The following is a 25023-nucleotide window of genomic DNA, read 5'->3' as shown; positions in this document are numbered from 1 at the left end:
TTTGCATTTTAAAAGTACTTTGAATTTCAAAGTAAATTGATAAAAAAAATATGTTTGTCATATCGAACGAAGTCGAAATGTTATTGTTTCAGTAATTTTTCGATGGCTTCTACGTGTTTTTTAAATGCTTCGCGGCCTTTTTTAGTAGCACCATATCGTGTATTAGGTTTTCGTCCAATAAATGATTTTTCCACTACTATATATTCCTCTTTTTCCAAAGCTTTGGTGTGGCTAGCTAAGTTGCCATCGGTTGCACCCAATAATTCTTTTAACATTTTAAAATCAGCATATTCATTAACCATAAGAATTGACATAATTCCTAATCGTATCCGATGATCAAATGCTTTGTTTATGTCGTTAATTATGTTTTTCATTTGGTATCCCAAGATTAGTTTAGGATTTTATACTTGTCTTCCAGCTATTATTTATTTAATTATCTATGATCTTATTTTTTACAATAAATAGCTTTTAAATCTTTTGTTAATTCAGTTTGACACTTTTTAAGGACTAAACTTGATATAGATATAGCGTTTTTACCTTTTTTATAATCTTGATAAAAAGTATTCCAATGCTCAGGGAATAGTATGCCTGATGTTAGAAATAAAATACAAGATATACTATAATTACCATTCCCAAATAAATAGGCTTGCATTCTTACTTCATCAATGGATGACATACTGTATCCCAATATGATATGTTTCATGTCATGTTCTTCAAATTTTGGAATTATTTTTAAATGATGACTATTTAACATTTTAAAAACATCATTTCCAATTGTTCCTTCTGGTAGTAAACTCAATTCATCTAATGTTATTTCGCTTTTGGATTGAAACAAATATTGTAATGGTTTAATAGCAATTGATACCTTTAAATTTTCTATTAAAGTTTCTCTTATTTTAGATTGCTTTTTTATTTCTTTTCGGCTGAGATTAAGTATCATCACATTATTGTTTATTAATTAGAATAATCATGTGTAAAGTAAATTAAACTTCCATATATAATATGCATTACACCAAATCCAAGAACCCAAAACCAAAATCCAAAACCTGGATATATCGCACAGATTAGACCTAATATAATCTCTATATATCCCAAATATTTTACATTACCAATAGTATATTTTGAGGCATTCACCAGCGCAAGTCCATAAAAAATAAGCATTAAAGAACCAGTTAAGCCATAATGATTACTAAATATCTTAATCATAATATAAATCCCACCTGTAATTAGTGGTACTAAAAAAGCGGTGAGTAATCTTTTAGAAGTACCGTTCCATAAGGTTTCATTATTTTTCTTGGCTTTTCTGTTACTTAGAATTGCTGCAGTCACAATGCTTAAAAAAGCAATGACCGCTAGATCAATTAAAATATAATTGAATATTTTTCCATCCAGAATTAGGTATTCTCTTCCGCTGATGCTAACAAGGTAATAGGCAACACCTGCACCGATTAGTGCATAGATCCCTGCCAGGATTCCGGATAAACCACTAAGGGAGAAAAAACGAGATGACTTATTCATCATATCCTTGATCTCTGTAATATCTTTTAAATAATCTTCTGTGCTCATATTAAAAGTACTTTGAAATACAAAGTAAAATCAAATTATTGAATTGTGCAAGTTTTATTTTCACTCTAGTTATATATGTGTTAATGATTAAACTTGAAAAAACTATTTTTTTTCCTGGAATTGTTTCTCTAAACTTATCTTAGTCCCTAGATCTTCTAGCGCTTTCCCAACGATACCAGTTGGAACTAAGGTGCTATAATTTTTCCAAAAGTCAGGACTGTATGATAAATTGTGATTAAATAAAGCATTAGAAAACGTACTGTCAAACTGTTCTTTTACCGAAAAGTAGTCAATGTTTTCGGTTTTTACGGTAGTAACAATCAGTTCAGATTCTGTTGTTGCAGTATAATTCTCAAAAAGATCACCTGTGTTTTGATATTCGTTTATAGCCTTAATTCTTTTTAAATACCACTTGTTTTTATAATTAGAAAACGAAACAAAAACTTTATAATCGGTTAAGCTTGTAGTACGCGTTATAAAAGCTTTTTTAGTCTCTTTTTCTACTAGTAAAGGAGTTTTTAATTGAGTTCCGAATTTTTGATTTAGCTTCTTTTTTGCTAAAGAAGTTAGTTGATATTGATAGCGGATAATTGCTTTGCTTTTCTCATCTATTGTTATTTCCCCTTTGTATTTAGCTTTTACACTTGTAGAATCTTTAGGTGCAAAAGAGATGATGTAGACAGGTTTGTCATTATAGATGCTTCTCCCGTATAATGTAAATAGATAGTTGTCTATTATTTTTGGATCTAAAAAATCTTCTTTTCGTTTTACTTTATCCGCTCCAGTTAGCCGAAGTGGGCCACCACCTATTTCATTGTTTTCTAACCATTTTAAGATCAACGGTGTCAATAGTTTTTAATTTCTTGGATTGTTCCATGATTTTATAATCCTGAAGGTTGTTACTCCGGCGAAGTGCAATGATTTTTGTTCGATCTTTAGAATCCGCCACAAAATCTTGAGGTTCAGGATAAGGTACTTTTTTCATTTCAAATTCTAATCGGTTGAATCTTTGATAATCTGTTTTTGATAGTAGTGCATCAAAAGTATTATCATACGGCGAATAGTATATGCTGCTAGCCGCATCTGAGAATTTGGTATAAGTATCATCTATTTTGGTAAGTTCCCTGTAATAAGCTTCGAGATTTACAGGCTCTTGTGCATAATTTTTTGGAATAAGAGTTATTGCTTCATCAACGAGTTCTTTATACTTATTTTTGACTGTTACGACAATTTCTTCTAAAGAAGTAGAGGCAGTTTCGAGATATATTAGTTTTTCTGGGTTTTTGAATTGCTTAACCGGAATTGCAGTATTTTGATATCCAACAAACGAGAAAATAACAGTGTTAGTACTATAATTTTTAGTTAAGGTAAGTTCAAATTCGCCTTTTTCATTTGTGATTGTACCGATAGATGTGCCTTCAATAATAACATTGGTAAAAGGGAGCGGTTCTTTTGTGTCTTTGTCTAAAACCGTAGCTTCAATTGAAATTGTATTCTTATTTTTACTTTTTTGGGCAAGTAAAGTATGGGATTTTATTCCAAAAAGGAATAAGATGGTAAAAATGATAGTTCCAATCTTTTTTGATTTGCACATAATATATAACTTGTGTTTTGGAGTTATTGGATACTAATATAAAAATACCGCTTTTTCATGAAACCAGCAGAAGAGTATATTCTAAATCAGGCAGAACCATTTAAATCAATGTTACTTCATTTACAAGTAATTATTGAGGCTACCTTACCAGAAGTTGAATTGTTGTTTAAATGGAGAGTACCTTTTTATTATGTCGGTAAGAGTCCAATTTGTTATCTAAATGTAACAAAAGGATATGTCGATGTTGGTTTTTGGGGAGCTCAATATTTTACAGATCACGCAGATAAACTAGTGGCTGACAAAAGAAAATACGTAAAATCCTTTCGTTATCGTAAGCCAGAAGAGATAGACGAGCAAGTTTTTGTAACGATTCTTCAGCAGGCATATACCTACAGAAACGAAAAATTTATTACAGATTAATTATCCGTTTGATTAAAGAAGAACTACATAGCTTTAATTACTGGGATTGGATTATCTGCTAATTTTCTCCACTTTTTGGCTACTTCTCCTGCAGTTTCTTGTAGTTCTTTATTTGTAGTGTCTTTAACCTGTTTTATATAGTCTTTTCTATGTTTTTCAGCTTTGGTTTTACACTTTTTTTCTAAAGCTTTCTCTCCACCTTCTCTGCCTATGTCCTTGGATTGTTTACCAGTTTTTCCGTCAGTATAATAATAACTATAAGAACAAATTAAATCTCCAATACTAGATACAATGCAATCTTTTTTAATCTTTAGACCACCAATTTCCTTAGCTCTGGACGCTACAAGTTTAGGGATCACCGCTTCCACGTGAGCTGCATATTCTTTCGCTTTTTGAGATAATGTTTTAGCATAAGGAGAATTGGAAGGGTCTGTGAGGTGATTGGGGTCTTGCAATGCTCTCTCCTGGAATAAAGCAATATGAGTGCTCGCAGCAATTAAGAAATTTCCTAATGCTGCATTTGCATAACGTTCGTCTTGAAAAATAGACAGGATTTTAGTGTATAGTGTATGGTTGTAGAATTCAAGTTTGGATTGTAATGTCTCTTTTGGTGTCTTAGGGTCTTCCGCCAGGTGTTTGTACTCACTAGATATATAATCTAATACCCCACTAAGTTCTGCATACGTATCCGTAAGTGTCTTTTCATCCAGTTCTTCAATAATAATTTTACGGATATTGTCATAAACTACTTCCCAATCAGTGTCACTTCCATTTGGCCATACCATAGTAAGTAGAGCTGCACCTAATATATTTAATGGTGGTGGAGCTGTTCCTATAAGTGCATCGAGTAAAACCTTTACTCCTTTTGTCCAATCCACATCTTGTCCGTAAGTTTGCCCAGATAGAAGAGATAGGTTTATTAAATCAGACGGCATTTCGATATCCTCCTGAGAAATATCTTTTAGTTCCCCATTTTCAATAATCAAATCTGGACGAAAAAAGTAGAGTGTAGATTTATTAGTGACTCTTTTTACGAAAGGTGTTCCCTTTTTGTAGTTTTTCCAATCTTCTAACAAATAAGAAACGGTTTGGCCATTCGGTATTATTTGTTCATCCATGCCTAATGATAAGATTGCTTCAGTTTCTTGAAGAAAACAATCAATCTTCTTTTTTAGTTTTTGCTGTACAGCTAATCCGTGTGGAATATTTTCTGTAGTAGCGACCTTTGGTTCTGAACTTGCTTTGCGTTTTGAAGAAATGGCCTCCGTCATATCTTTAATTTTTAAAGCTCTGATTTGATCATCAATGTTAGAAAAAGTGGTGGTCTTAAAATGCAGAGGTTTGCATATTTTTTCATTCACATAACCTTCTAGGTTATCTGTATCATTTATAGTGTTAAATACGATATGAACTTTACTGGACATGGTATTGTTTTTTGTTAAAAATTACCTTGAAAAATAAATGTTATGGCATTTTTCTACTATAAATATACATTAATTTTCGCCTATATGATTGAGGTTCAGGAGTGAATTGTTGATTGATTATGGATTTAATAGCCGAATTAAAGACTAAGATTGGTTATAGATTTTTATATAAATCTGAAAGTTGTAGATATGAATTATTGTATTTCGAGACGAAATATATTTCAATAACTAATTTTGAAGGAAACATATTTAAACGAAGCCTTTTGATTTAGATAGCCAGACTGGATATTAGAGAGATATAGTTTTATGAAAAGTAATTATAGTTTATTTACAGTTTGTCTGATTGCAACTAAATTACCTAACAGTTTTTCTAAATAGTGAAGATCTAGCATGTTCGCCCCATCACTTTTTGCATTCGCAGGATCGAAATGTGTTTCTATAAATAAGCCATCTACACCTGTTACAACTCCTGCTCGCGCAATTGTTTCTATCATATCGGGTCTACCACCTGTTACTCCACTAGATTGATTAGGTTGTTGTAATGAATGCGTTACATCTAGAACTGTAGTGGCATACTCTTTCATAGTTGGTATTCCTCTAAAATCTACAATCATATCCTGATACCCAAACATAGTTCCTCTATCGGTGATCATTGCCAAATCACTACCACTATCTTTTATTTTTCTAACAGCGTGTTGCATTGCCTCGGGACTCATAAATTGCCCTTTTTTAAGATTTACAGTTTTTCCGGTTTTTGCCGCAGCTACAACCAAATCTGTTTGTCGAACTAAAAATGCAGGGATTTGTAAAATATCAACATACTCAGCCGCCATTGCAGCATCTTCATTCTCATGAATATCTGTTACGGTTGGAACTTCAAAAGTTTCTCCGACTTTACGTAAAATTTTTAAAGCCTTTTCATTTCCAATGCCAGTGAAACTATCAATACGACTACGATTCGCTTTCTTAAAAGAACCTTTAAAAACATATGGAATTTTTAACTTAGAAGTAATTTCTACCACTTTTTCAGCAATTCGCAATGCCATTTCTTCTCCCTCGATGGCACAAGGTCCTGCAAGAAGGAAAAAATTATTAGCATCAAGGTTTTTTAGATTTTTGATCTTAGAAAGTTCCATAACGATATTTTAAAAAAGCAAAGATATGCGTTTTAATAATCGTATGAAAAGTTTACATCATTCAATAAAAAAAATTGTAGATAAAATAATTTTAGAGTATCAAATGTTGGCTTTTCAGTTAGTTGTATTATAGGCAGATAGTCTTCCAGATCGCCTACTTAGACTGAAAATATAAAGAGCTTCAAAAGATAGATTTAAGTATCTGATTTTGAGGCTTTTTTAATATTTTTAATTTAACATACAACCTATTAAAATATAACGTACATTTGCAGCCTTAAATTCAGGCGTATATGACTGCTATAAAAAACATTGCTATTATTGCTCACGTAGATCACGGTAAAACTACCTTGGTTGACAAAATTATGTATCACTGTCAATTGTTTCGTGAAAACGAAAACACGGGAGATTTGATTTTGGATAACAACGATCTAGAGCGTGAAAGAGGAATCACAATTACTTCTAAGAATGTTTCTGTTACTTATAAAGGAACAAAAATTAACATTATTGATACACCAGGTCACGCCGATTTCGGAGGAGAAGTGGAGCGTGTATTAAATATGGCAGATGGAGTTTTATTATTGGTAGATGCTTTTGAAGGGCCGATGCCGCAAACACGTTTTGTATTACAAAAAGCGATAGACCTTGGTTTAAAACCTTGTGTAGTTGTAAATAAAGTAGACAAAGAAAATTGTACTCCAGACGAGGTACACGAGAAAGTGTTTGACTTGATGTTCGAATTAGGAGCAGAAGAGTGGCAGTTGGATTTCCCTACCGTATATGGTTCTGCGAAGAACAATTGGATGAGTGATGACTGGCAGAAAGAAACGGATAATATTGAACCTTTATTAGATATGGTAATGGAACATATTCCTGCGCCAAAAATTGAAGAAGGAACGTTACAGATGTTGATTACATCTTTGGATTTCTCATCATTTACAGGTCGTATCGCAATCGGGCGTTTACAAAGAGGTGTATTGAAAGAAGGAATGCAGGTGTCATTGGTAAAACGTGACGGAACTATAAAGAAAACTAAGATAAAAGAACTTCATACTTTCGAAGGTTTAGGAAGAATGAAAGTAGATAAAGTAGAAGCTGGAGATATTTGTGCATTGGTTGGTTTAGAAGGATTTGAAATTGGTGATACTGTTGCTGATATCGAAAACCCTGAAGGATTAAAAACGATTGCCATTGATGAGCCAACAATGAGTATGTTATTTACGATTAATGATTCTCCATTTTTTGGAAAAGATGGAAAATTTGTTACATCAAGACATATTAAGGAAAGATTAGAGAAAGAATTAGAGAAGAACTTAGCACTTAGAGTGAATAAGACGGATAGTGCTGATAAATTCATAGTATTTGGTAGAGGTGTACTTCACTTATCTGTATTGATCGAAACAATGCGTCGTGAAGGATACGAATTACAAATCGGTCAACCGCAAGTTATTATCAAAGAAATTGATGGAGTTAAATGCGAGCCAATTGAAGAGTTAACCATTGATTTACCAGAAAATGTATCCGGTAAAGCTGTGGAAATGGTAACTATGAGAAAAGGAGAAATGCTAAGTATGGAAGCTAAGGGTGATCGTATGGTTTGTGAATTTATGGTTCCGTCAAGAGGAATTATTGGTTTACGTAATCAATTATTGACAGCTACAGCAGGTGAAGCAATTATGGCGCACCGTTTTAAAGAATACCAACCTCTTAAGGGAGATATTCCTGGTCGTATAAATGGTTCATTAGTTTCTATGGAGAAAGGTTCTGCAATACCATATTCAATTGATAAGTTACAGGATAGAGGTAAGTTTTTTGTAGATCCAGGAGAAGATATTTATGAAGGACAGGTGATTGGAGAGAATTCTCGTGGAGATGATATGGCTGTAAATATTACTAAGACTAAGAAATTAAGTAATGTACGTTCTTCTGGTGCTGATGATAAGGCTAAGATTGTTCCTGCAATCAAATTTTCTTTAGAAGAAGCTTTAGAATATATTCAGAAAGATGAATATGTGGAAGTAACTCCTAATCATTTACGATTAAGAAAAATATTCTTAACTGAAGTAGAACGTAAAAGAAATAAGATCGTATAATTTAATTTCTAATTTATATACAATTAAAAAATCCCGAGGAAACTCGGGATTTTTTGTCGAAATTATGGGGTAATTATGGTTTTGGGATTAATTCGTTTTTGAGGGGTAAATTATTTATTCTCAATATTTTTATCTTCGGCAAATATAAATGCTTAAACTGACGGGAAACTTGTAAAATCCTTTAAAATAACGGTAAAATACTTATTTTGTCGATAAAATGCATATTTATGTATTTTTGAATCAAGGTTTTATGGTAGGATTGGTAAGAGATTTTACATCATTTACCGTGCCTATATCCTTCTAATGCATAACATCAAAAAATTTGTCTTATAAATATTGTGGGGTGTGGTTTTAGTAATTTATAGATTGCCACTTAATTTGTTAATACTAAAGCAGCAATATCAGGTGTAAATTTTTATTCCTTTTGTAAGAAAAAAACATAGCTATTTTCCTTGTTAGCTAAAAATAAGACTAATATTCCTAATACTCAAACAAATTAAGTATTTTCACTTTTCTAAATGATTATTTTGCAAACGTATACGATTAAGAGATATCATAAAGATGATTATTCTTTATGGAATAGTTTTATAGATAATTCTAAAAACGGTACACTACTATTCCATAGGGATTTTATGGAATACCATTCGGATCGATTTCAGGATTTTTCTTTGTTGATTTATGATAAAAAAAAATTAGTAGCTGTTTTTCCTTCTAATGTAAAGGACGAAAAAGTGTATTCTCATCAAGGGCTTACTTATGGGGGATTGATATTAGCCGATAGTATTGGTGGAGAAAAAGTACGAAATATTCTTTCTGATTTAATCGGTTTTCTTCGGTTACAAAAGATTGATAATTTATATATTAAATCCATTCCGGTTTTTTATCATCAAAAACCTTCTAATGAGTTCACTTTTTTCTTTTCTGATTTTGGCGCTAAGCTTTATAATAGAGATCTCAATCTGGCAATAAATTATAGTTTTCCTTCTACTATTCATAAAAGTAAACTGAAGCATTATGAAAAAAGAAGAGATATCGGATTTGAGATAGCAGAGGTAAATGATTTTTCTGGTTTCTGGAATGAAGTATTGATTCCAAGATTAGAAGAAAAGCATGGTGCTAAGCCTGTACATACTCTGGAAGAAATTCATGTACTCAAAGATAAGTTTCCCGAATCCATAAAGCAATATGTAATTAGTCTGGATAATGAAATTTTAGCAGGAATTACTATTTTTAAAACCAAAGAAGTGGTAAAGTCTCAATACGGGGCTGTTACGGATAAGGGTGAAAAACATAGAGCACTTGATTTTCTTTTTATTTCGTTAATTGACCGATATCGTGAAGAAGGATATAGATTCTTTGATATGGGGACTGTAACCGAAAACAATTTTGGACTTCTAAAACAGAAAGAAGAATTAGGTTGTGAGATCTATACACAAGATTTTTACAAATTAAACCTTTAATCTAAAACTAATGATTGGTTTCCTAACAGTTATTTTGCCAGGTTTCGACATATTTTTTTGCTATAGCTATATAATGATGTTCTTTTTCTAAAAAAGCTCTGGCATTTTTGCCAATTTCTTGAATTTGATGAGGATTAAGGATGAGTTTCTCCAAGTTTTCTGCTATTTCAGAACTATCCGGAGAGGTGTTGATAGCTACAGTATCTTGTAGTTTGTAGTATTTTGTAAAGGCAGCTCCAGCACCTGTAAAAACTACTTTTCCCATAGCCATAGCTTCTAAAGCATTATATCCCTGATCGTGAGCTTGTGCTTGATCCAAAATAATATGAGCCGATAAAAAATGCTTTATGTATTCTTTATATGGTAGATTTTCGGTAATAATTACTTCAGTTCTAGTTGGATATTTTTTGGTGATAACGGCTAATGCTTCTTCAAAATATCGATTTCCTTTTTTTATGTAATTAGAGCTGTTAATTCCGTGTAGTATTTTTATTTTCCCATTATTTACAAAAGGGACAGTAGTAATTTTATCAATATTTACAGGATTAGGAATTAGTGGCAATGTTTTAGATGTGTTTTTATACGCAATATGATATTCTACACTCACGGGGATAACACCCTTAATGTGTTTAAAAACAAAATCGTGAATTTCTTTTTGTTTGTTGGATACAAATTTTAACGTATGTTGGTAGGCCGTTTTTAAATTGGGATTGTCTAGTAAAGGACTTACTGTGCTATATGTAAATTTTCCTGAAAGTAAATAGGATATATATCTGTAGTCATCACCACAAGCTAATAAAAAGACATTTTTGTTATTTTGAAAAATGGTTGCTAAGAGTTTTTTTTCAAAGTACGATCCAATATTAAAAGGAGTTTCATTAATCAATTGAACAAAATCATAGTTTAACAGAGACTTCTTATTTCTATGGAATTTTATAAAAGTTTCAATAGATGCGATGTCGATTGAAGTAAGTTTAAAGATTAAATGTCTGATTTTATTTAGAATAAAATTGTTTTTTATAAACTTTCCATCTATATCAATATCTACAGGGTATTTTTTGAAAACATCACCGTTACCAATAATAGTTACCTGATGCCCATTTTTTATCAAACCTTCTTTAAGCGAATTATGTAACCGACTATATTCTCCTACTAGTAATATTTTCATTAAAATAATATTAAGCCTTTATTTTTAAGACTTTAAAAAAAAATGACACGTTCTTATGGGCTTACACAAAAACAAATATCTTTGTTGTAAAGGTATTTTTAATACTTTAATAATAAAAACAGAATCCTACCGAATTATTTTTGTGCCCATAGGATTAATAAAAAGGTAGTTAGATATTTTTGATAATGACAAAGCGTAAACCGTCGATTCCATTTTTAGATCTACATAAAATTAATAGTCGTTATCATAAACAACTTAAAAGTCGGTTTTCTGATTTCTTAGACTCGGGGAGTTATATCAAAGGAGATTTTGTAGAAGAGTTTGAGCATACATTTGCTAGATTTTGTGGAGCGAAATATTGTATCGGTGTTGGTAACGGTTTAGACGCATTGACGCTAGTACTAAGGGGATATATTGAATTAGGTAAAATAAAGGCTGGGGATGAGGTGATTGTTGCGGCAAATACATTTATAGCGACAATATTATCCGTAAAATATGCTGGTTTACAGCCTGTACTTGTTGAACCAAATACTGATACCTTTAACCTTGATATTCGTAAGATTGAAGAAGCTATAACTGATAAAACTAAAGTAATCCTTCCGACGTATCTATATGGTCAATTGGCTCAAATGGATGAAATTAATATAATAGCAAAGAAGCACAGTTTATTAGTGATTAGTGATTCTGCTCAAGCGCATGGGGCAAAAGGTATTCATGGAACTGTTGCAGGAAATCTTTGTGATGCTTCTTCTTTTAGTTTTTATCCAGCTAAAAATCTTGGTGCATTTGGAGATGCAGGTGCTGTCACAACTAATGACGAAGAACTAGCAGGAGTCATTAGATGTCTTGGTAATTACGGTTCTTCGGAGAAGTATGAAAATGATTATTTAGGAGTAAATTCTAGATTAGATGAACTGCAAGCTTCATTTTTGTTAGAAAAGCTTAAAGATCTAGAGGATGATAATAAATTAAGAAGGCAAATAGCAAAACGGTATTTGTCAGAAATTAAAAACGAAAAAATTCAATTACCATTTTGGGATGGTTCAGAAAATCATGTGTTTCATCTTTTCGCTGTAAGAGTAGCTGATCGTTCTGGATTTTGTGATTATTTAGAAAAATCTGGAATAGGATATCATATACATTATCCAATTCCACCACATCATCAAAAAGCCCTAAAACAGTTTTCCAACCTTTCATTACCAATTACCGAAAAAATACACAAAGAAGTGGTTAGTATTCCTTTAAATATAGCATTGGAAAATCATCAAATCGAGCAGATAATAATGACACTAAATCAATATTAATAGAGTGAATTCATACTTTGATAAATTGAAAAGCAACGTGTTAATTAAAGTTAGCTCTTTTAATGCGATTGGTGTTTTTGTAAAAATGATTACTGGTGTTATAAGCCTAAAAGTAATAGCAATATTCTTAGGTCCGGAAGGCTTGGCTTTGATGGGCAACCTTCGTAATGTTTTGACTTCAATACAATCTGTTGGTACCTTAGGGTTGTATAATGGAGTTGTAAAATATATAGCAGAATTTAAAAGCAATAAAGAGGAGTTAACGGCAATGTTATCGACTAGCTATCTGTTTTGTTTTATAGTCATCCTGATATTATCAGGTTGGTTATATCTTGATCCTAATTTTTGGAATACACTAATATTTGGTAAAGAATACGATTATAGTTTTATTTTTGAAGCTATAGCAATCGCATTACCTTTTTATTCTATAAATACATTATGTCTTGCAATAATCAATGGTTATTCTAAATATAAGGAATATATAGGGATTAACATCGTTAGTAGTTTGATCGGTTTATTGATCACTGTTTTTTTAGTATGGGAATACAGGTTGGAAGGTGCATTTATAGCAATCATAATAAATCCTGCGGTTTCACTTATAATTACGATAGTGATTATAGCCAGATTGAAAAATATTATTAAACCTCTAGAGTTTACAAAGGTCTCTTTCAAATACATAAAAAGATTAAGTTCTTACGCTATAATGGCATTGATATCCGCTACCGTATTGCCTGCTATTCTTATTAGAATTAGAAATTTTATTATTAATACCCAAGGAGTGGAAGAAGCGGGGTATTGGGAGGCTATACAAAGTATAAGTAATCAGTATATGCTTTTTATAACAACTTTATTAACGATTTATCTACTTCCTAAATTGGCAGAAATAAAGAGGAGCAAAGATTTTAAATTGGAGGTTATAAATTTTTATAAGACGATCTTACCTGTATTTGTTCTTGGGTTTTTAATTATTTATTTTCTAAGGAATTTCATCATTAAAATTCTTTTTTCTGATGATTTTATAGCTATGGAACCTTTGTTTTTATGGCAATTGTTTGGAGATTTTTTTAAAATAGCTTCCTTGGTAATTGCATACCAGTTTCTAGCTAAAAGAATGTTTTGGTATTATATATTTACAGAGATCATTTCATTTGGGTTTTTATATCTGGCAAGTATTTATTTAATAAATCAATTTGGCTTTATTGGTGCTTCTATGGCGTATTTTTTTAATTATGTCTTTTATTTTTTATTATTGATGTTGGTATTCAGAAAATCACTTTTTGGACCAGATAGAAGCATTTAATACATTGTTGGAGCCAATCTCTCGAGTGTTTTCTCGAGTATAAAATATTTTGAAAGACATCTTGCTAATTTACTGAAGGCGTTAGATATCGAATGATTAAAAAAAATAATATAAAAGTTTGCATAGTAGTTTCTTCTTTAGGAGTTGGGGGAGCAGAAAGATCAAGCGCAATTTTGTCTAGAATGCTGGTGGATTCAGGATATGACGTAACCATAATTAGTATTTTGGATGATACCGTATATGATTATAAAGGAAATTTAGTAAATCTAGAATCGCTAACTTCAGCTTATAGAGGATTACGGAAACGCTGGCGTAAGTTTATTATTAGTAGAAAGGTATTGAGCAATAATAAATTTGACTATATTATTGATGCAACATCACGGCCATTATGGTTTAAACAATGGTTTATTAATACTTTTGTATATCGAAAAATAGATACAATATTTGTAGTTCACAATTATAAGCTGAGTGGTTATTTTCCAAATAATAGGGTTTTAGGTAAGTGTTTATATCAAAACTCATACGAATTGGTAGGTGTTTCTAAAGGTTCAGTTATTCATTTTAAGGAAGAATATAGTTTAGAGAAAGGAAGATGTATATATAATGCATTTGACGAAACTCATTGGGATATGTTGTCAAAAGCTAAGGCTGATGTGGTGGAAGATTCTTATATATTATCCTACGGTAGGATTTTGGATGAATCTAAAAATTATAGTTTTTTAATTAGGACATATGCACAATCAGAGTTATCTAAAAAAGGAATAAAACTTTTGATAATTGGTGATGGGCCGGATAAAACAAAGATTCAAAACCTAGTTAAATCATATGGGATACAAGAATATGTTGTTTTTAAGAAGTTTTTAGAAAACCCGTTTCCATATGTAAAACACGCATTGTTCACTACTTTGACTAGTAATTATGAGGGTTTTCCTATGGTTTTGATAGAATCTTTAGCAATGGGAACACCTGTGGTTTCTGTAGATTGTAAATCTGGACCCTCTGAGGTTATAGTTACAGGTAAGAATGGTATATTAGTGCCGTTAAAAAATGAACAGAGTTACACCGAGGCATTGAATAAAATGGTAGAAGATCAGGGTTTTTATAAACGTTGTAAAGAAGGAACGATCACCAGTGTATCCAAATTTAAAATAGAAAATATAATTCCACAATGGCAAGCAATACTTCCACGCAAAATATAAAGAACACAAATACCGTTGAGGATTGTAAGATTATAGAGATTCCTAAGATAAAAGATCCAAGAGGAAATATAGCGGTAGTGGAGAAGGATGTGATTCCTTTTGAAACGAAACGAGTGTATTATTTATATGATGTTCCCAGTGATGCGAGTAGAGGGGGTCACGCGCATAAAAACTTATGTCAATTTCTTATAGCACTAAGCGGAAGTTTTGATGTGATTTTACATGATGGTAAAGAACAAAAGAAGGTTACCCTTAATAAACCAAATAAGGGATTATTGATTAAACCTGGAATATGGAGAGAGTTGGAGAATTTTTCTTCTGGCTCTGTTTGTCTTGTGTTAGCTTCTGAAGTCTTTGAAGAAGAAGATTACATCAGAGATTTTAACGACTTTACATTATTCAAAAGCAGATAGTTTGATACTTGCATTTAAAATTAATTTCCTTCTAATAATTTTTAGAAAGTTGTAAAGAAATTTAGGAGCAGCCAATAATATTTTTTGTTTGGTATTTAGGTTTTTATAATCAATTTCTTCTTTATACTTTTTGGCTGTTTTTGGGTCTCCAGCAGATTTGTATTGCAGCGAAATTGAATATCTGTTTTGATCTAAATATTTTTTCAAACTAAGATTGGTTTTCTCTTCTTTTTGGAACTTATTTAGATCTTGAAAATTTCTTTTCAGTGTATCTGTGTTTGAAATTCTATTATTAGCATCTAAATTATAGGTGGCAGTAACATAGGTGGCAAGAGCGACTTTGTATTTAAGAGCAATTCTAATCCAAAGATCCGTGTCTTCTCCTGCTCCATGTGTGATAGAAGTGTCAAAAACTCCAATATTGTTTAGAGTGTTTTTAGGAACAGCACAAGCCGATGTCCACGCTATGGAATCAATAATGCTGGATTCAAAAAAGTCGTTAACAATCATGAAAGTGTTACTATTAGCATCGATATTCTTGAAATTAGCTAAAAAAGTAGATTTTGCATTAAATCTTTTTTCATAAGATGTAGAAAACAGACCAGCATCAGGAAATTTCTCATACAATCGGAATACTATTTCAAGATGATTGGGATACCAATAATCATCTGCATCAAGAAAAGCAACGAGCTTTCCATTTGCCTTCTCTATACCTAGATTTCTAGCTTTAGAAACACCATTGTTTTTTGTAGAAAAGAACTGTATTCTTTTGTCTGTATATTGGTTCACAATCTCTTCACTATGATCCGTAGAACCGTCATTAATAATTACAATCTCATAATCGGTATAAGTTTGATTAAAAATGGATTCTAATGTATTAGCAATGCTATTTTCTTTATTGTAAAGCGGAACTATAATGGAGAAAAAAGGCACTAGATTTTATTTTTAGTTAAGCAAAAGTAACCCAAACGATAGAAATCATAGCATAAAATGGACGGATAAGATGAATTGAAATTTCTTTTAAGTAAATTTCTTGAGATTCTAAAAATTAAAGAAATAATTTTATCAGCCTTAATTTTATTCAATTTGTAGTATAAACTGGATACCTTATATCGGTCATATTCAAGTTTATTAGTATTAATCAACTCAATTAAGTTTTCAATAGCAAATTCAGTCTTTTTTATAAAAGTTTCTGCGTCGTCATTAGCATCATGAATTACAGGATTATCGATATATGTAATAGGTATTCCTTTTTTAGTAATTGAATCAAAAAAAACTACATCTTCACACCCGTACCTTTGTAAGGATTCGTCAAACTTTATGATTTTAAAAATTTCTTCGTGGATTAAAAAGTTAGAAGAACAAACTATAGGTCGCTTATTTTCTTGATTTTTAGGAACAGACTCTCTTTTTTTGGTGTAAACCCAACGCAGTTTAAAAGGTTTTTTTGGAGGTTCTTTTAGGTAAGTCATTCCACCAGTTACTACTTTTTGATCTATATTGTCTAAATACGTTCTGATAAAGTTCTTGTTCTTAGGAAATGTTCCTGCATCAATGAATAAAAGAAAATCATATAAAGCTGTAGAGGCTAATAGATTTCTGATAGCACTTCGTCCTATGTTTTTTGATAATTTCTTAAACGTACAACCTGGTATGTTATTGATAACATTATTTTCTTCTGAATGAAACTCTGATTGATCATCTAAAACAAGTATTTCAAAAGGTATGTTACATAAAGAAGCTTGTTTGTGAACTTCTTTAATCAAAGGAATTACATTGTAATTATAAACTGGGATCAAAATTGATAACATTTAAAGATGCTTTACTAGAAGTTTATAATTATTTTTAGGTCAAATTTGTAATTGGATAGATGAGTCACCTCGATAGAGATAAAATAGCCGATCTTATTTTTTTAAAACTCAAAGATAATGAAGAAGTTTTAAAAAATCACTTTCACCAGACTAGCAAAGGTATTGGTTATTTTTATTTAGATAATCTGTTACCAGATGAATTGGCTAGAGAGATATTTGATAAATTTCCAAGAACCAAAGACGTAAAGGTTAAAAAAAGTATTAGAGAATATAAGTATGTAGCTGCCCAGATGAACAAATATCACCCTTTGTTAGAAGAGGTTATATATGCATTTCAAGATCGTAAAATTGTCGATCTTATTGCCATGATTTGTAGTTATGAAAATGTAGTGCCTGATAAAAATCTTTATGCAGGAGGAATTTCTATGATGGGAAAGGGAAATTACTTAAATCCTCATCTAGATAATTCTCATGATAAAGATGTAAAGCTATGGCGCGTACTTAATTTATTATATTATGTTACTCCAAATTGGGAGCCTGATAATGGAGGAAGTTTAGAATTATGGCCAAACGGATTAAAAAGTGAGCCTGTATCAATAAATTCGAAGTTCAATAGATTGGTAGTTATGGTTACTCACAAAAGCTCTTGGCATTCCGTTAGTAAGGTAAAAGAAGATCAAGTGCGATGTTGTGTTTCTAATTATTATTTTTCTACAGAACCCGTGGATGATAAAACATCTTTTCATGTAACTACGTTTAGAGGACGGCCTGGTCAGTTTTTTAAAGATAAAATACTGAAACTAGATTCATCTCTACGAATGGGAGTTCGAAAAATATTCAAAAAAGGGATTCGAGAAAATCCTCATGTCTATAAGAAGGATGATTCTTAGATATGTTATAAAGAATTTTTCTTTTTTAGGATTAATATGTCCTGATAATCTGTGGCACTTTCCTTTTTTATTCCATCAATCCACCATCCTTGAATAAAATTTTCAACAGAAAACTTTTTTTTACGAATAGTATTATACAAATATTCTTTCTTGAAACAAATATTAGCTTCTTTTACATTGGTATTGTATAAGCTGAAATCTTTTTCTTTCTCAAAAGTAAATGTTATTCCTTTGTTTGTGTATTTTTCTGGACTATTCTGATCATAAATAAAAAATGTTGCAAAACAAGTCCCATTATTTTTTAATACCCTATTTATTTCAGATAAATAATGATCCATATCATCAGGCATCATATGAGTAAACACAGAAGTAAGAAAAACAAAATTAAAAGAATCATTCTGATAAGGAAAAATATAGGAAGAAGCTTTCTTTTCTGTATTTAAATTATATAAGTCGTTTTTTAAATCTACATGGGTAAAATTGAAGTTGCTAAATTTTGATGTAATATTTTTTTTGCACCAATCTACTCCGTCTTTTACAATATCAAAACCTTCATATCTGCTAGTTTTGTCTAAGTATGAAGTTAGTGGAACAGCCATTCTTCCTATTCCTGAACCAATATCTAGGACATTATGATCTGGAAGTAATCCTCCGTGTTGTTTGAACAATTCTAGAGTATTTTTTCCGTGAGAAATAAAATCTCCAGAACCCACAAAAATTTTTCCTTTTGGCGGTTCCATGTCGGATCTTTTTCGGAAAAGGTCGATAGGGAAATATACAAGTCGTCTGGCAAATAACCTTTGTCCTGGAGTGAGTTTGTAGTATAGATTTCTTAATAGTGCCATTTCATTTAGTTTGTTATTTTACTCTTTTACCCTTTTCGTTGTACTACTTCAAAAACCTTATTCCCTTCACATTTTAATGTTTTTGAAGGATATTTAAGTAACAAAGCATAGTCGTGAGTAGCCATTAAGATGGTATTGCCATTTTTATTAATATCCTGTAATACCTCCATTACTTCTACAGAAGTTTGTGGATCTAGGTTTCCGGTAGGCTCATCTGCCAGAATGAGTTCTGGATCATTGAGCAATGCTCTAGCAATAGCGATTCGTTGTTGTTCTCCACCAGATAACTGATACGGGAACTTAAAATCCTTGGTTTTCATCCCAACTTTATCCAGCACATTATCAATCTTACTATCCATAGCTTTCTGATCAGTCCAACCAGTAGCTTTCAATACAAATAATAAATTATCTTTTACAGTTCTATCATTAAGGAGTTTAAAATCCTGAAAAACAATCCCTAATTTTCTTCTAAGAAAAGGAATTTGACTTTCTTTTAAGGTACTCAGATCAAAATCTACGATACTGCCTTCTCCCTCTATCAAAGGGATGTCTCCATAAAGTGTTTTCATAAAACTACTTTTACCTGTACCTGTTTTTCCGATCAGATATACAAAATCCCCTTTGTTAACTTCTACATTAACATCTGATAAGATTAGGTTTTCGCGTTGATAGATTGAAGCGTTTTTAAGGCTTAGAACCGGTTCGGACATAATATGAGATTCTGAATTTATTAATTTTAGTAAAAGTAAAAAGTTTATGCAATAATGTATTTATTAAAAATGTTTTTTTATCCACGTTGATTTTAAGTACTTTTCCAAAGAATTCATATCACATACATTTTGCAATTTAATACTGTCGATTTTGCGTTATTTTTTCCAATCGTTTTTGTGTTGTATTGGTTTGTATTTAATCAATCAATAAGGATTCAAAATGTTTTTCTTCTTATCGTTAGTTACTTGTTTTATTCTTTTTGGGATTGGCGATTTTTATCATTGATATTTTTGAGTTCTGTGATAGATTTTTTAGTTGCCAGACAATTAAAATCTACTTTAGGTAACCAGAGAAAAGTGTTGTTTGGAGTTAGTTTGTTTTTTAATCTTGGCGTACTTTTTATTTTTAAATACTTTAATTTTTTTATAGAAACGTTTACAGAGGCCTTTTTGTTATTCGGAAGGCCTATATCTTATAGTTCATTAGAATTGATTCTTCCTGTTGGGATTAGTTTTTATACTTTTCAGACCTTAAGTTATACTATAGATGTATATAGAAGAAGAATAGATGCCACTGATGATGTTGTTTCATTTTTTGCATTCGTTTCATTTTTTCCTCAACTAGTCGCCGGCCCAATAGAAAGAGCTTCTAATCTTTTACCACAGTTTAGAAAAACCAGAGTATTTAATTATCATAAAAGCATAGATGGATTACGATTAATTCTAGGAGGTTTGTTTAAAAAAATGGTAATCGCAGACAATTGTGCATTGATCGTTAATGATCTTTTTGAAAATTATACAGAGCATTCAGGTAGTACTTTGTTTTGTGGAGCTATATTTTTTGGTTTTCAGATTTATGGTGATTTTTCTGGGTATTCTGATATTGCTATTGGCTCTGCTAGATTGCTAGGTTTTGATTTAATGAAAAATTTCAGTTTTCCATATTTATCAAAGAATCTGATTGAGTTTTGGAGACGATGGCATATTTCACTTTCTACCTGGTTTAGAGACTATGTATACATTCCCTTAGGAGGTAATCGAGTTTCAAATTTCAGATTGATTTTTAATATTTTAACTGTTTTCTTACTTAGTGGTTTATGGCATGGTGCCAATCTTACTTTTTTGTTTTGGGGGTTGATTCATGGAGTCGTATTGATAGGTACCATTTTTATCAATAAAAACCCCAAATTGGGCATATTTCTTAAAGATCAAAAATCCCCTGTTGTTGACTTTTTAAAAATAGGTATTACATTTTTTATAGTTACGATTGCTTGGGTGTTTTTTAGAGCGGAAACCATTACAGAAGCTTTTGGGTACATTGATCGAGTTTTTTCTTTGTCCTTCTTTTCTATACCGCAAGGAAATAAGTTGTTTTTGATTGTATTGATGGGATATTTAGTAATAGAATGGTTTCAGAAAAAAAGAGAACACTTATTGGATATTCGACATATACCTTTAAAACCTGTCAGATATTTGATTTATTACGGTACTATGTTTTTGGTGTTTTATTATGCGGGAGATTTACAAACCTTTATATATTTTCAGTTTTAATGAAGAAGGTCTTTATCAAAAAAATAGTAATATTTCTTGTGCCTATCTTAATAGTATGGGGAGGTTTAGAGTATTTCTATAAAACAGTGGAGTCTAATTACTCTTATAAACATCAAATAATTAGGACGGGTTATGATGATATTGAAACATTGATTTTAGGAGATTCTCACGCTTTTTTTGGTATTAATCCAGAATATCTTGATACAAAGGCATTAAATCTATCCAATGTAAGTCAAAGTCTATATTTTGATCAATTGTTATTCGAGAAGCACGCGGATAGTCTTCCTAACCTACAGAATGTTATTATTACCATTGGCTATTATAGTTTAAGCCAATTAGAAAACACCAAAGAAGACGTATGGCGAAAATATTTTTATCGCAGTCAGATGGAACTGGATGTCCCAATTATTAGTCCATTTGATTTAAAAAAGTATAGCCTGTCAATGACAAGGCGTTTTGATAAATCAGTTTCTTTAATTAGTAAATATCTAGAGAAAGGAACAATCATAGGATGCGATGCGAATGGTTGGGGTACATATTATAAAAATACAAGTGGAGTGCTTTTAGAAATAGAAAGCAAAGCTACTGCAGAACGACATAAAGACTTCTTATTAAATTTTGAAGAAAATATGGCTAGACTTCAATCTATGATAGCGCATTGTAAGAAGGTAAATTGTAATGTGTATTTGGTTGATATGCCCGTTTATGAAGGATATTTAGAATTACTTGAAGCTAATAAGCTTGAGAAAATTACCAAATCCTGCAATGATTTAGCAATTAATAAGAATGTAACTTATATTAATTTGCGTCAAGATCCTCGACTGGAGACATCTGATTTATACGATCCAGACCATTTGAATCATAAAGGAGCCAAAAAGTACACAAAAATCATAAATACAATCATATCTGATCCGAAAAATGATGATTGATGTAATTATCTCCAAAAAATTTCGTTATTAAGATGAAGATTAGGGTATCTTTAACACAAAATTTATTCACGGGAAGCGATATTTACTTTAAGAAAAATTGGTCAAGGAAAACCTTGAAATTTCTATTAAACTGGTATTCTGGTATAATCCAGAATCTAAACTTTGAAAGAAATATTTACATGAACAAATACATCACTTTGATGCTTTTTGTTGCGATCCTATCTTCGAAGATTTCTGCGCAGCAATCAGCAATTTACACTAACGAATTAGTACTGTATAATCAGGCTTTAGAACTTTATAATAATAAGCAGTTTCTGGCAGCTCAGAATTTGTTTGATAAAGTTAGAGACGCCGTAGATGACGAAAATATTGATGCAGAATGTACTTATTACATAGCGAATTGCGCCGTATGGCTTAATCAAAAAGGAGCGGATGCATTGATGGAAGAGTTTGTGGTACAATATCCTACCAGTATTAAACGTAATGCAGCATATCTTGATGTAGCCAATTATTATTTTGATAATGGTAAATATGCCTATGCCCGTAAATGGTACGATAAGGTAGATGAGGGCAATATGAGCCGTTCTGAAAAAGAAAAGTTTAACTTTAATAACGGCTATGCGTATTTTAAAATTCAGCGATTTAATGAAGCGAAAAAGTTCTTAACCAAAGTTGAAGAGACGGATAAATACGGTGCTCAGGCAAAATATTACCTTGGTTTTATAGCTTACGAAGGAGATAATTATCAAGAGGCAGATAAACTGTTTGATGAGGTAAAGGATTTAGATAAATACAATAAGAATTTATCGTATTTCCAGAGTGATATGAATTTTAAATCTGGAAAATTCGAGGATGCTATCAATGATGGATTAGGACAGCTTTCTAAATCTAAACCTTCAGAAAAATCAGAATTGAATAAAATTATTGGTGAGAGTTATTTTAATCTTGGTCAATATGATAAGGCGATACCACATCTGAAAGCTTACAAAGGCCGAAAAGGGAAATGGAACAATACCGATTATTACCAGTTAGGATATGCTTATTATAAAGGAGGTGATTATACCAATGCAATCTCAGAATTTAATAAAATTGTTGATGGTCGAAATGCTACTGCTCAGAATGCTTATTATCATCTAGCAGAATCTTATTTAAGAACAGATCAAAAACAACAAGCGCTGAACGCCTTTAAGAATGCATCGGAAATGGATTTTGAAGCGAAGATTAAAGAAGATGCATTATATAATTATGCTAAGTTGAGTTATGAGATTGGTAATTCATATGAAAGTACACCTAAAGTTTTATTATCCTACGTAGAAGCCTATCCCAATTCTGAATTCAAAGAAGAGATACAGGAATTGTTAATCAGTTCATATATCACATCTAAGAATTATAAGGAGGCTATGGACTTATTAGAAGGGAGTCGTAATTTTAATGATAAAGTGGTATATCAAAAAGTAGCTTATTTTCGAGGGATAGAACTTTATAATGAAGGGAATTATACAGATGCTAAAGTATATTTTGATAAATCTTTGGCGCAACAAACGGATCCGAAATTTACAGCAAAAGCTATTTATTGGAAATCAGAATGTGATTATCTACAGAATAATTTTGAAGAAGCGCTAATTGGTTTCAAACAGTTTAAAGGAAATGAAAGAGCTTCCACAACTAACGAATATGGCGAAATAGATTATAATATAGGATATACATATTTTAAACTAAAACAATACCCACAAGCTGCCGATTTCTTTGATATCTATTCTAAGAAAAGAGGTGTTGATGAAATACGATTGACAGATACATATCTGCGATTAGGAGATAGTCATTTTATATCTAGTAAGTATTGGCCAGCTATGGAAGCGTATAATAAGGCTATCAAAAATGGCGGACCAGATTCCGACTATGCACATTATCAGAAAGCCATTAGTTATGGTTTTGTCAAAAAAAATGGTAAAAAAATAAGTGATCTAGAGATGTTTATCAAACAATATACGCGATCTACTTATCGCGATGATGCCATGTTTGCTTTAGGAAACACTTACATAGCAGAAAATCAAACCCAAAAAGGTATTGCCGCCTATGATCGATTGGTTAAAGAAGTACCTAATAGCTCTTATGTTCCAAAAGCTTTGTTAAAACAAGGATTGATCTATTATAATGGAGATCAAGGGAATAGAGCATTGACAAAATTTAAAAGAGTAGTTGCAGATTATCCAGGAACTGATGAGGCTGTACAAGCGGTAAATACAGCTAGATTGATCTACGTAGATTTAGGAAGAACCGATGAATATTCTAGTTGGGTAAAAGGGTTAAGCTTTGTGGATGTTACGGATGCAGATCTAGATAATACATCCTATGAAGCCGCAGAAAAACAGTACTTAGAGAATAATGACAGTAAAGCTATTACTGGATTTCAGAAATATCTGGATGAATTTCCAAATGGCCTTCATGCCTTGAAGAGCCATTTCTATTTAGCACAATTATTCTTCAAAAAAGGAGATAAGCAAGCTACGATTCCACATTATGAATATGTGTTACAAAAAGATAGGACAGAATTCACAGAACAAGCATTAGCAAGATTATCCCAGATCCATCTGGAGAATCGTAATTACGATAAGGCTATTCCTGTGTTAGAACGTTTAGAAATAGCTGCTGATTTTCCCCAGAATATTGTATTTGCACAATCTAATCTGATGAAATCACATTATCAATTAGTACACTATCGGGAAACCATAGCGTATGCAGAAAAAGTATTGGATAATCCAAAAATCCAAAATGATGTAAAAAGTGATGCACAGGTTTTTATTGCACGTGCAGCATTACAAACTGCGGATGATGCTAGAGCGAAAAGGGCATATGCAGAAGTTAGAAAAATAGCTACTGGAGAGTTAGCCGCAGAAGCTTTGTATTATGATGCGTATTTTAAAAACAAAGCAGGGAGTTATAAAGCATCAAATGAAACAGTACAAAAACTAGCCAAAGATTTTTCGGGATATAAATTATATGGAGCCAAAGGTCTTGTCCTAATGGCTAAAAACTTCTATGGATTAGAAGACGCCTATCAGGCTACATATATTTTAGAAAGTGTTATCAAAAACTTCACTGATTATCAAGATGTGATTGAGGAAGCACGATCCGAACTCAAAAAAATCAAAGCTGAAGAAGCTAAAACAAATTCATCCATCCAAACCGAACAACAATAATCAGTTATAAACG

Annotated in this window: 23 protein-coding genes; 11 read left to right on the top strand and 12 right to left on the bottom strand. The window is 31.6% G+C overall.

What is annotated here, in order from left to right:
* Positions 1-80: 80 nt before the first annotated feature.
* The 5 genes from D1818_RS08790 to D1818_RS08770 all read right to left on the bottom strand — a co-directional run bounded on the left by D1818_RS08790 (position 81) and on the right by D1818_RS08770 (position 3160).
* On the bottom strand, positions 81-374 hold the full coding sequence (locus D1818_RS08790) for a transcriptional regulator (RefSeq protein WP_118458060.1): 294 nt from the start codon (positions 372-374) through the stop codon (positions 81-83).
* 71 nt (positions 375-445) lie between these two features.
* Positions 446-940, bottom strand: coding sequence for a hypothetical protein (locus D1818_RS08785; RefSeq protein ID WP_118458058.1), 495 nt, complete (start codon positions 938-940; stop codon positions 446-448).
* Positions 941-954: 14 nt separating this feature from the next.
* Positions 955-1566, bottom strand: a complete 612-nt coding sequence (locus D1818_RS08780) for a hypothetical protein (protein ID WP_118458056.1) — start codon at positions 1564-1566, stop codon at positions 955-957.
* A 102-nt stretch (positions 1567-1668) separates the two neighbouring features.
* Positions 1669-2415: a hypothetical protein gene (locus D1818_RS08775; RefSeq protein WP_147406133.1), complete on the bottom strand. Its 747-nt coding sequence runs from the start codon at positions 2413-2415 to the stop codon at positions 1669-1671.
* A complete protein-coding gene (locus D1818_RS08770) occupies positions 2378-3160 on the bottom strand; it encodes a carboxypeptidase-like regulatory domain-containing protein (RefSeq protein WP_118458052.1) in 783 nt (260 codons plus the stop codon). The genes D1818_RS08775 and D1818_RS08770 overlap by 38 nt, the downstream gene beginning before the upstream one ends.
* Positions 3161-3217: 57 nt before the next feature.
* Between D1818_RS08770 and D1818_RS08765 the strand changes: the two genes are divergently transcribed.
* A complete protein-coding gene (locus tag D1818_RS08765) occupies positions 3218-3580 on the top strand; it encodes a DUF1801 domain-containing protein (protein ID WP_118458050.1) in 363 nt (120 codons plus the stop codon).
* A 23-nt stretch (positions 3581-3603) separates the two neighbouring features.
* Here the strand turns inward: D1818_RS08765 and D1818_RS08760 are convergent, their stop codons facing one another.
* Both D1818_RS08760 and kdsA read right to left on the bottom strand, forming a co-directional pair.
* Complete coding sequence (locus D1818_RS08760) at positions 3604-5004, bottom strand: insecticidal delta-endotoxin Cry8Ea1 family protein (RefSeq protein WP_118458048.1); 1401 nt, start codon at positions 5002-5004, stop codon at positions 3604-3606.
* Positions 5005-5321: 317 nt separating this feature from the next.
* Positions 5322-6140 carry a 3-deoxy-8-phosphooctulonate synthase gene (kdsA, locus tag D1818_RS08755; RefSeq protein WP_118458046.1) on the bottom strand — a complete coding sequence of 273 codons (819 nt, stop codon included), beginning with the start codon at positions 6138-6140 and terminating at the stop codon, positions 5322-5324.
* A 290-nt stretch (positions 6141-6430) separates the two neighbouring features.
* On the opposite strand from kdsA, the gene typA reads away from it, so the two are divergent.
* Positions 6431-8230, top strand: a complete 1800-nt coding sequence (gene typA / locus D1818_RS08750) for a translational GTPase TypA (protein WP_118458044.1) — start codon at positions 6431-6433, stop codon at positions 8228-8230.
* A 518-nt stretch (positions 8231-8748) separates the two neighbouring features.
* A complete protein-coding gene (locus D1818_RS08745; protein WP_118458042.1) occupies positions 8749-9690 on the top strand; it encodes a GNAT family N-acetyltransferase in 942 nt (313 codons plus the stop codon).
* A gap of 22 nt (positions 9691-9712) precedes the next feature.
* Here D1818_RS08745 and D1818_RS08740 read toward each other — a convergent pair whose 3' ends face one another.
* Positions 9713-10858, bottom strand: a complete 1146-nt coding sequence (locus D1818_RS08740; protein WP_118458040.1) for a glycosyltransferase — start codon at positions 10856-10858, stop codon at positions 9713-9715.
* A gap of 185 nt (positions 10859-11043) precedes the next feature.
* Between D1818_RS08740 and D1818_RS08735 the strand changes: the two genes are divergently transcribed.
* From D1818_RS08735 to D1818_RS08720, 4 genes are all read left to right on the top strand, one after another.
* Positions 11044-12162 (top strand): DegT/DnrJ/EryC1/StrS aminotransferase family protein, encoded by a 1119-nt coding sequence (locus D1818_RS08735; RefSeq protein ID WP_118458038.1) that lies wholly within the window; start codon positions 11044-11046, stop codon positions 12160-12162.
* A 4-nt stretch (positions 12163-12166) separates the two neighbouring features.
* Positions 12167-13462 carry an O-antigen translocase gene (locus D1818_RS08730; protein ID WP_233558558.1) on the top strand — a complete coding sequence of 432 codons (1296 nt, stop codon included), beginning with the start codon at positions 12167-12169 and terminating at the stop codon, positions 13460-13462.
* A gap of 92 nt (positions 13463-13554) precedes the next feature.
* A complete protein-coding gene (locus tag D1818_RS08725) occupies positions 13555-14661 on the top strand; it encodes a glycosyltransferase (protein WP_118458036.1) in 1107 nt (368 codons plus the stop codon).
* Positions 14631-15074 carry an FdtA/QdtA family cupin domain-containing protein gene (locus D1818_RS08720; protein ID WP_118458034.1) on the top strand — a complete coding sequence of 148 codons (444 nt, stop codon included), beginning with the start codon at positions 14631-14633 and terminating at the stop codon, positions 15072-15074. Before D1818_RS08725 ends, D1818_RS08720 begins: the two co-directional genes overlap by 31 nt.
* Here the strand turns inward: D1818_RS08720 and D1818_RS08715 are convergent.
* Together D1818_RS08715 and D1818_RS08710 are read right to left on the bottom strand one after the other, a co-directional pair.
* Positions 15057-16007, bottom strand: coding sequence for a glycosyltransferase family 2 protein (locus D1818_RS08715; RefSeq protein WP_118458032.1), 951 nt, complete (start codon positions 16005-16007; stop codon positions 15057-15059). The genes D1818_RS08720 and D1818_RS08715 overlap by 18 nt on opposite strands.
* The gene (locus tag D1818_RS08710; protein WP_118458030.1) at positions 16007-16885 is read right to left on the bottom strand and encodes a glycosyltransferase; all 879 of its coding nucleotides are present in this window, start codon (positions 16883-16885) and stop codon (positions 16007-16009) included. Before D1818_RS08710 ends, D1818_RS08715 begins: the two co-directional genes overlap by 1 nt.
* A gap of 59 nt (positions 16886-16944) precedes the next feature.
* Here D1818_RS08710 and D1818_RS08705 point away from each other — a divergent pair, with 59 nt between their 5' ends.
* Positions 16945-17775 (top strand): 2OG-Fe(II) oxygenase, encoded by an 831-nt coding sequence (locus tag D1818_RS08705; protein WP_118458027.1) that lies wholly within the window; start codon positions 16945-16947, stop codon positions 17773-17775.
* Positions 17776-17780: 5 nt separating this feature from the next.
* On the opposite strand, the gene D1818_RS08700 is transcribed toward D1818_RS08705, so the two are convergent.
* Both D1818_RS08700 and D1818_RS08695 read right to left on the bottom strand, forming a co-directional pair.
* Complete coding sequence (locus tag D1818_RS08700; protein ID WP_118458025.1) at positions 17781-18620, bottom strand: class I SAM-dependent methyltransferase; 840 nt, start codon at positions 18618-18620, stop codon at positions 17781-17783.
* Positions 18621-18646: 26 nt separating this feature from the next.
* Positions 18647-19330: a cell division ATP-binding protein FtsE gene (locus tag D1818_RS08695; RefSeq protein ID WP_118458022.1), complete on the bottom strand. Its 684-nt coding sequence runs from the start codon at positions 19328-19330 to the stop codon at positions 18647-18649.
* Positions 19331-19630: 300 nt separating this feature from the next.
* On the opposite strand from D1818_RS08695, the gene D1818_RS08690 reads away from it, so the two are divergent.
* The 3 genes from D1818_RS08690 (at position 19631) to D1818_RS08680 (ending at position 25010) form a co-directional block, all read left to right on the top strand.
* On the top strand, positions 19631-20881 hold the full coding sequence (locus D1818_RS08690; protein ID WP_370449401.1) for an MBOAT family protein: 1251 nt from the start codon (positions 19631-19633) through the stop codon (positions 20879-20881).
* Between the two features lie 38 nt (positions 20882-20919).
* Positions 20920-21810, top strand: coding sequence for a hypothetical protein (locus D1818_RS08685; RefSeq protein ID WP_147406132.1), 891 nt, complete (start codon positions 20920-20922; stop codon positions 21808-21810).
* A gap of 179 nt (positions 21811-21989) precedes the next feature.
* Positions 21990-25010: a tetratricopeptide repeat protein gene (locus D1818_RS08680; RefSeq protein ID WP_118463618.1), complete on the top strand. Its 3021-nt coding sequence runs from the start codon at positions 21990-21992 to the stop codon at positions 25008-25010.
* Positions 25011-25023 lie beyond the last annotated feature (13 nt).

This window comes from Aquimarina sp. BL5, assembly GCF_003443675.1.
Taxonomy (GTDB): Bacteria; Bacteroidota; Bacteroidia; order Flavobacteriales; family Flavobacteriaceae; genus Aquimarina.
This window is presented reverse-complemented; position numbering and strand designations above follow the sequence as displayed.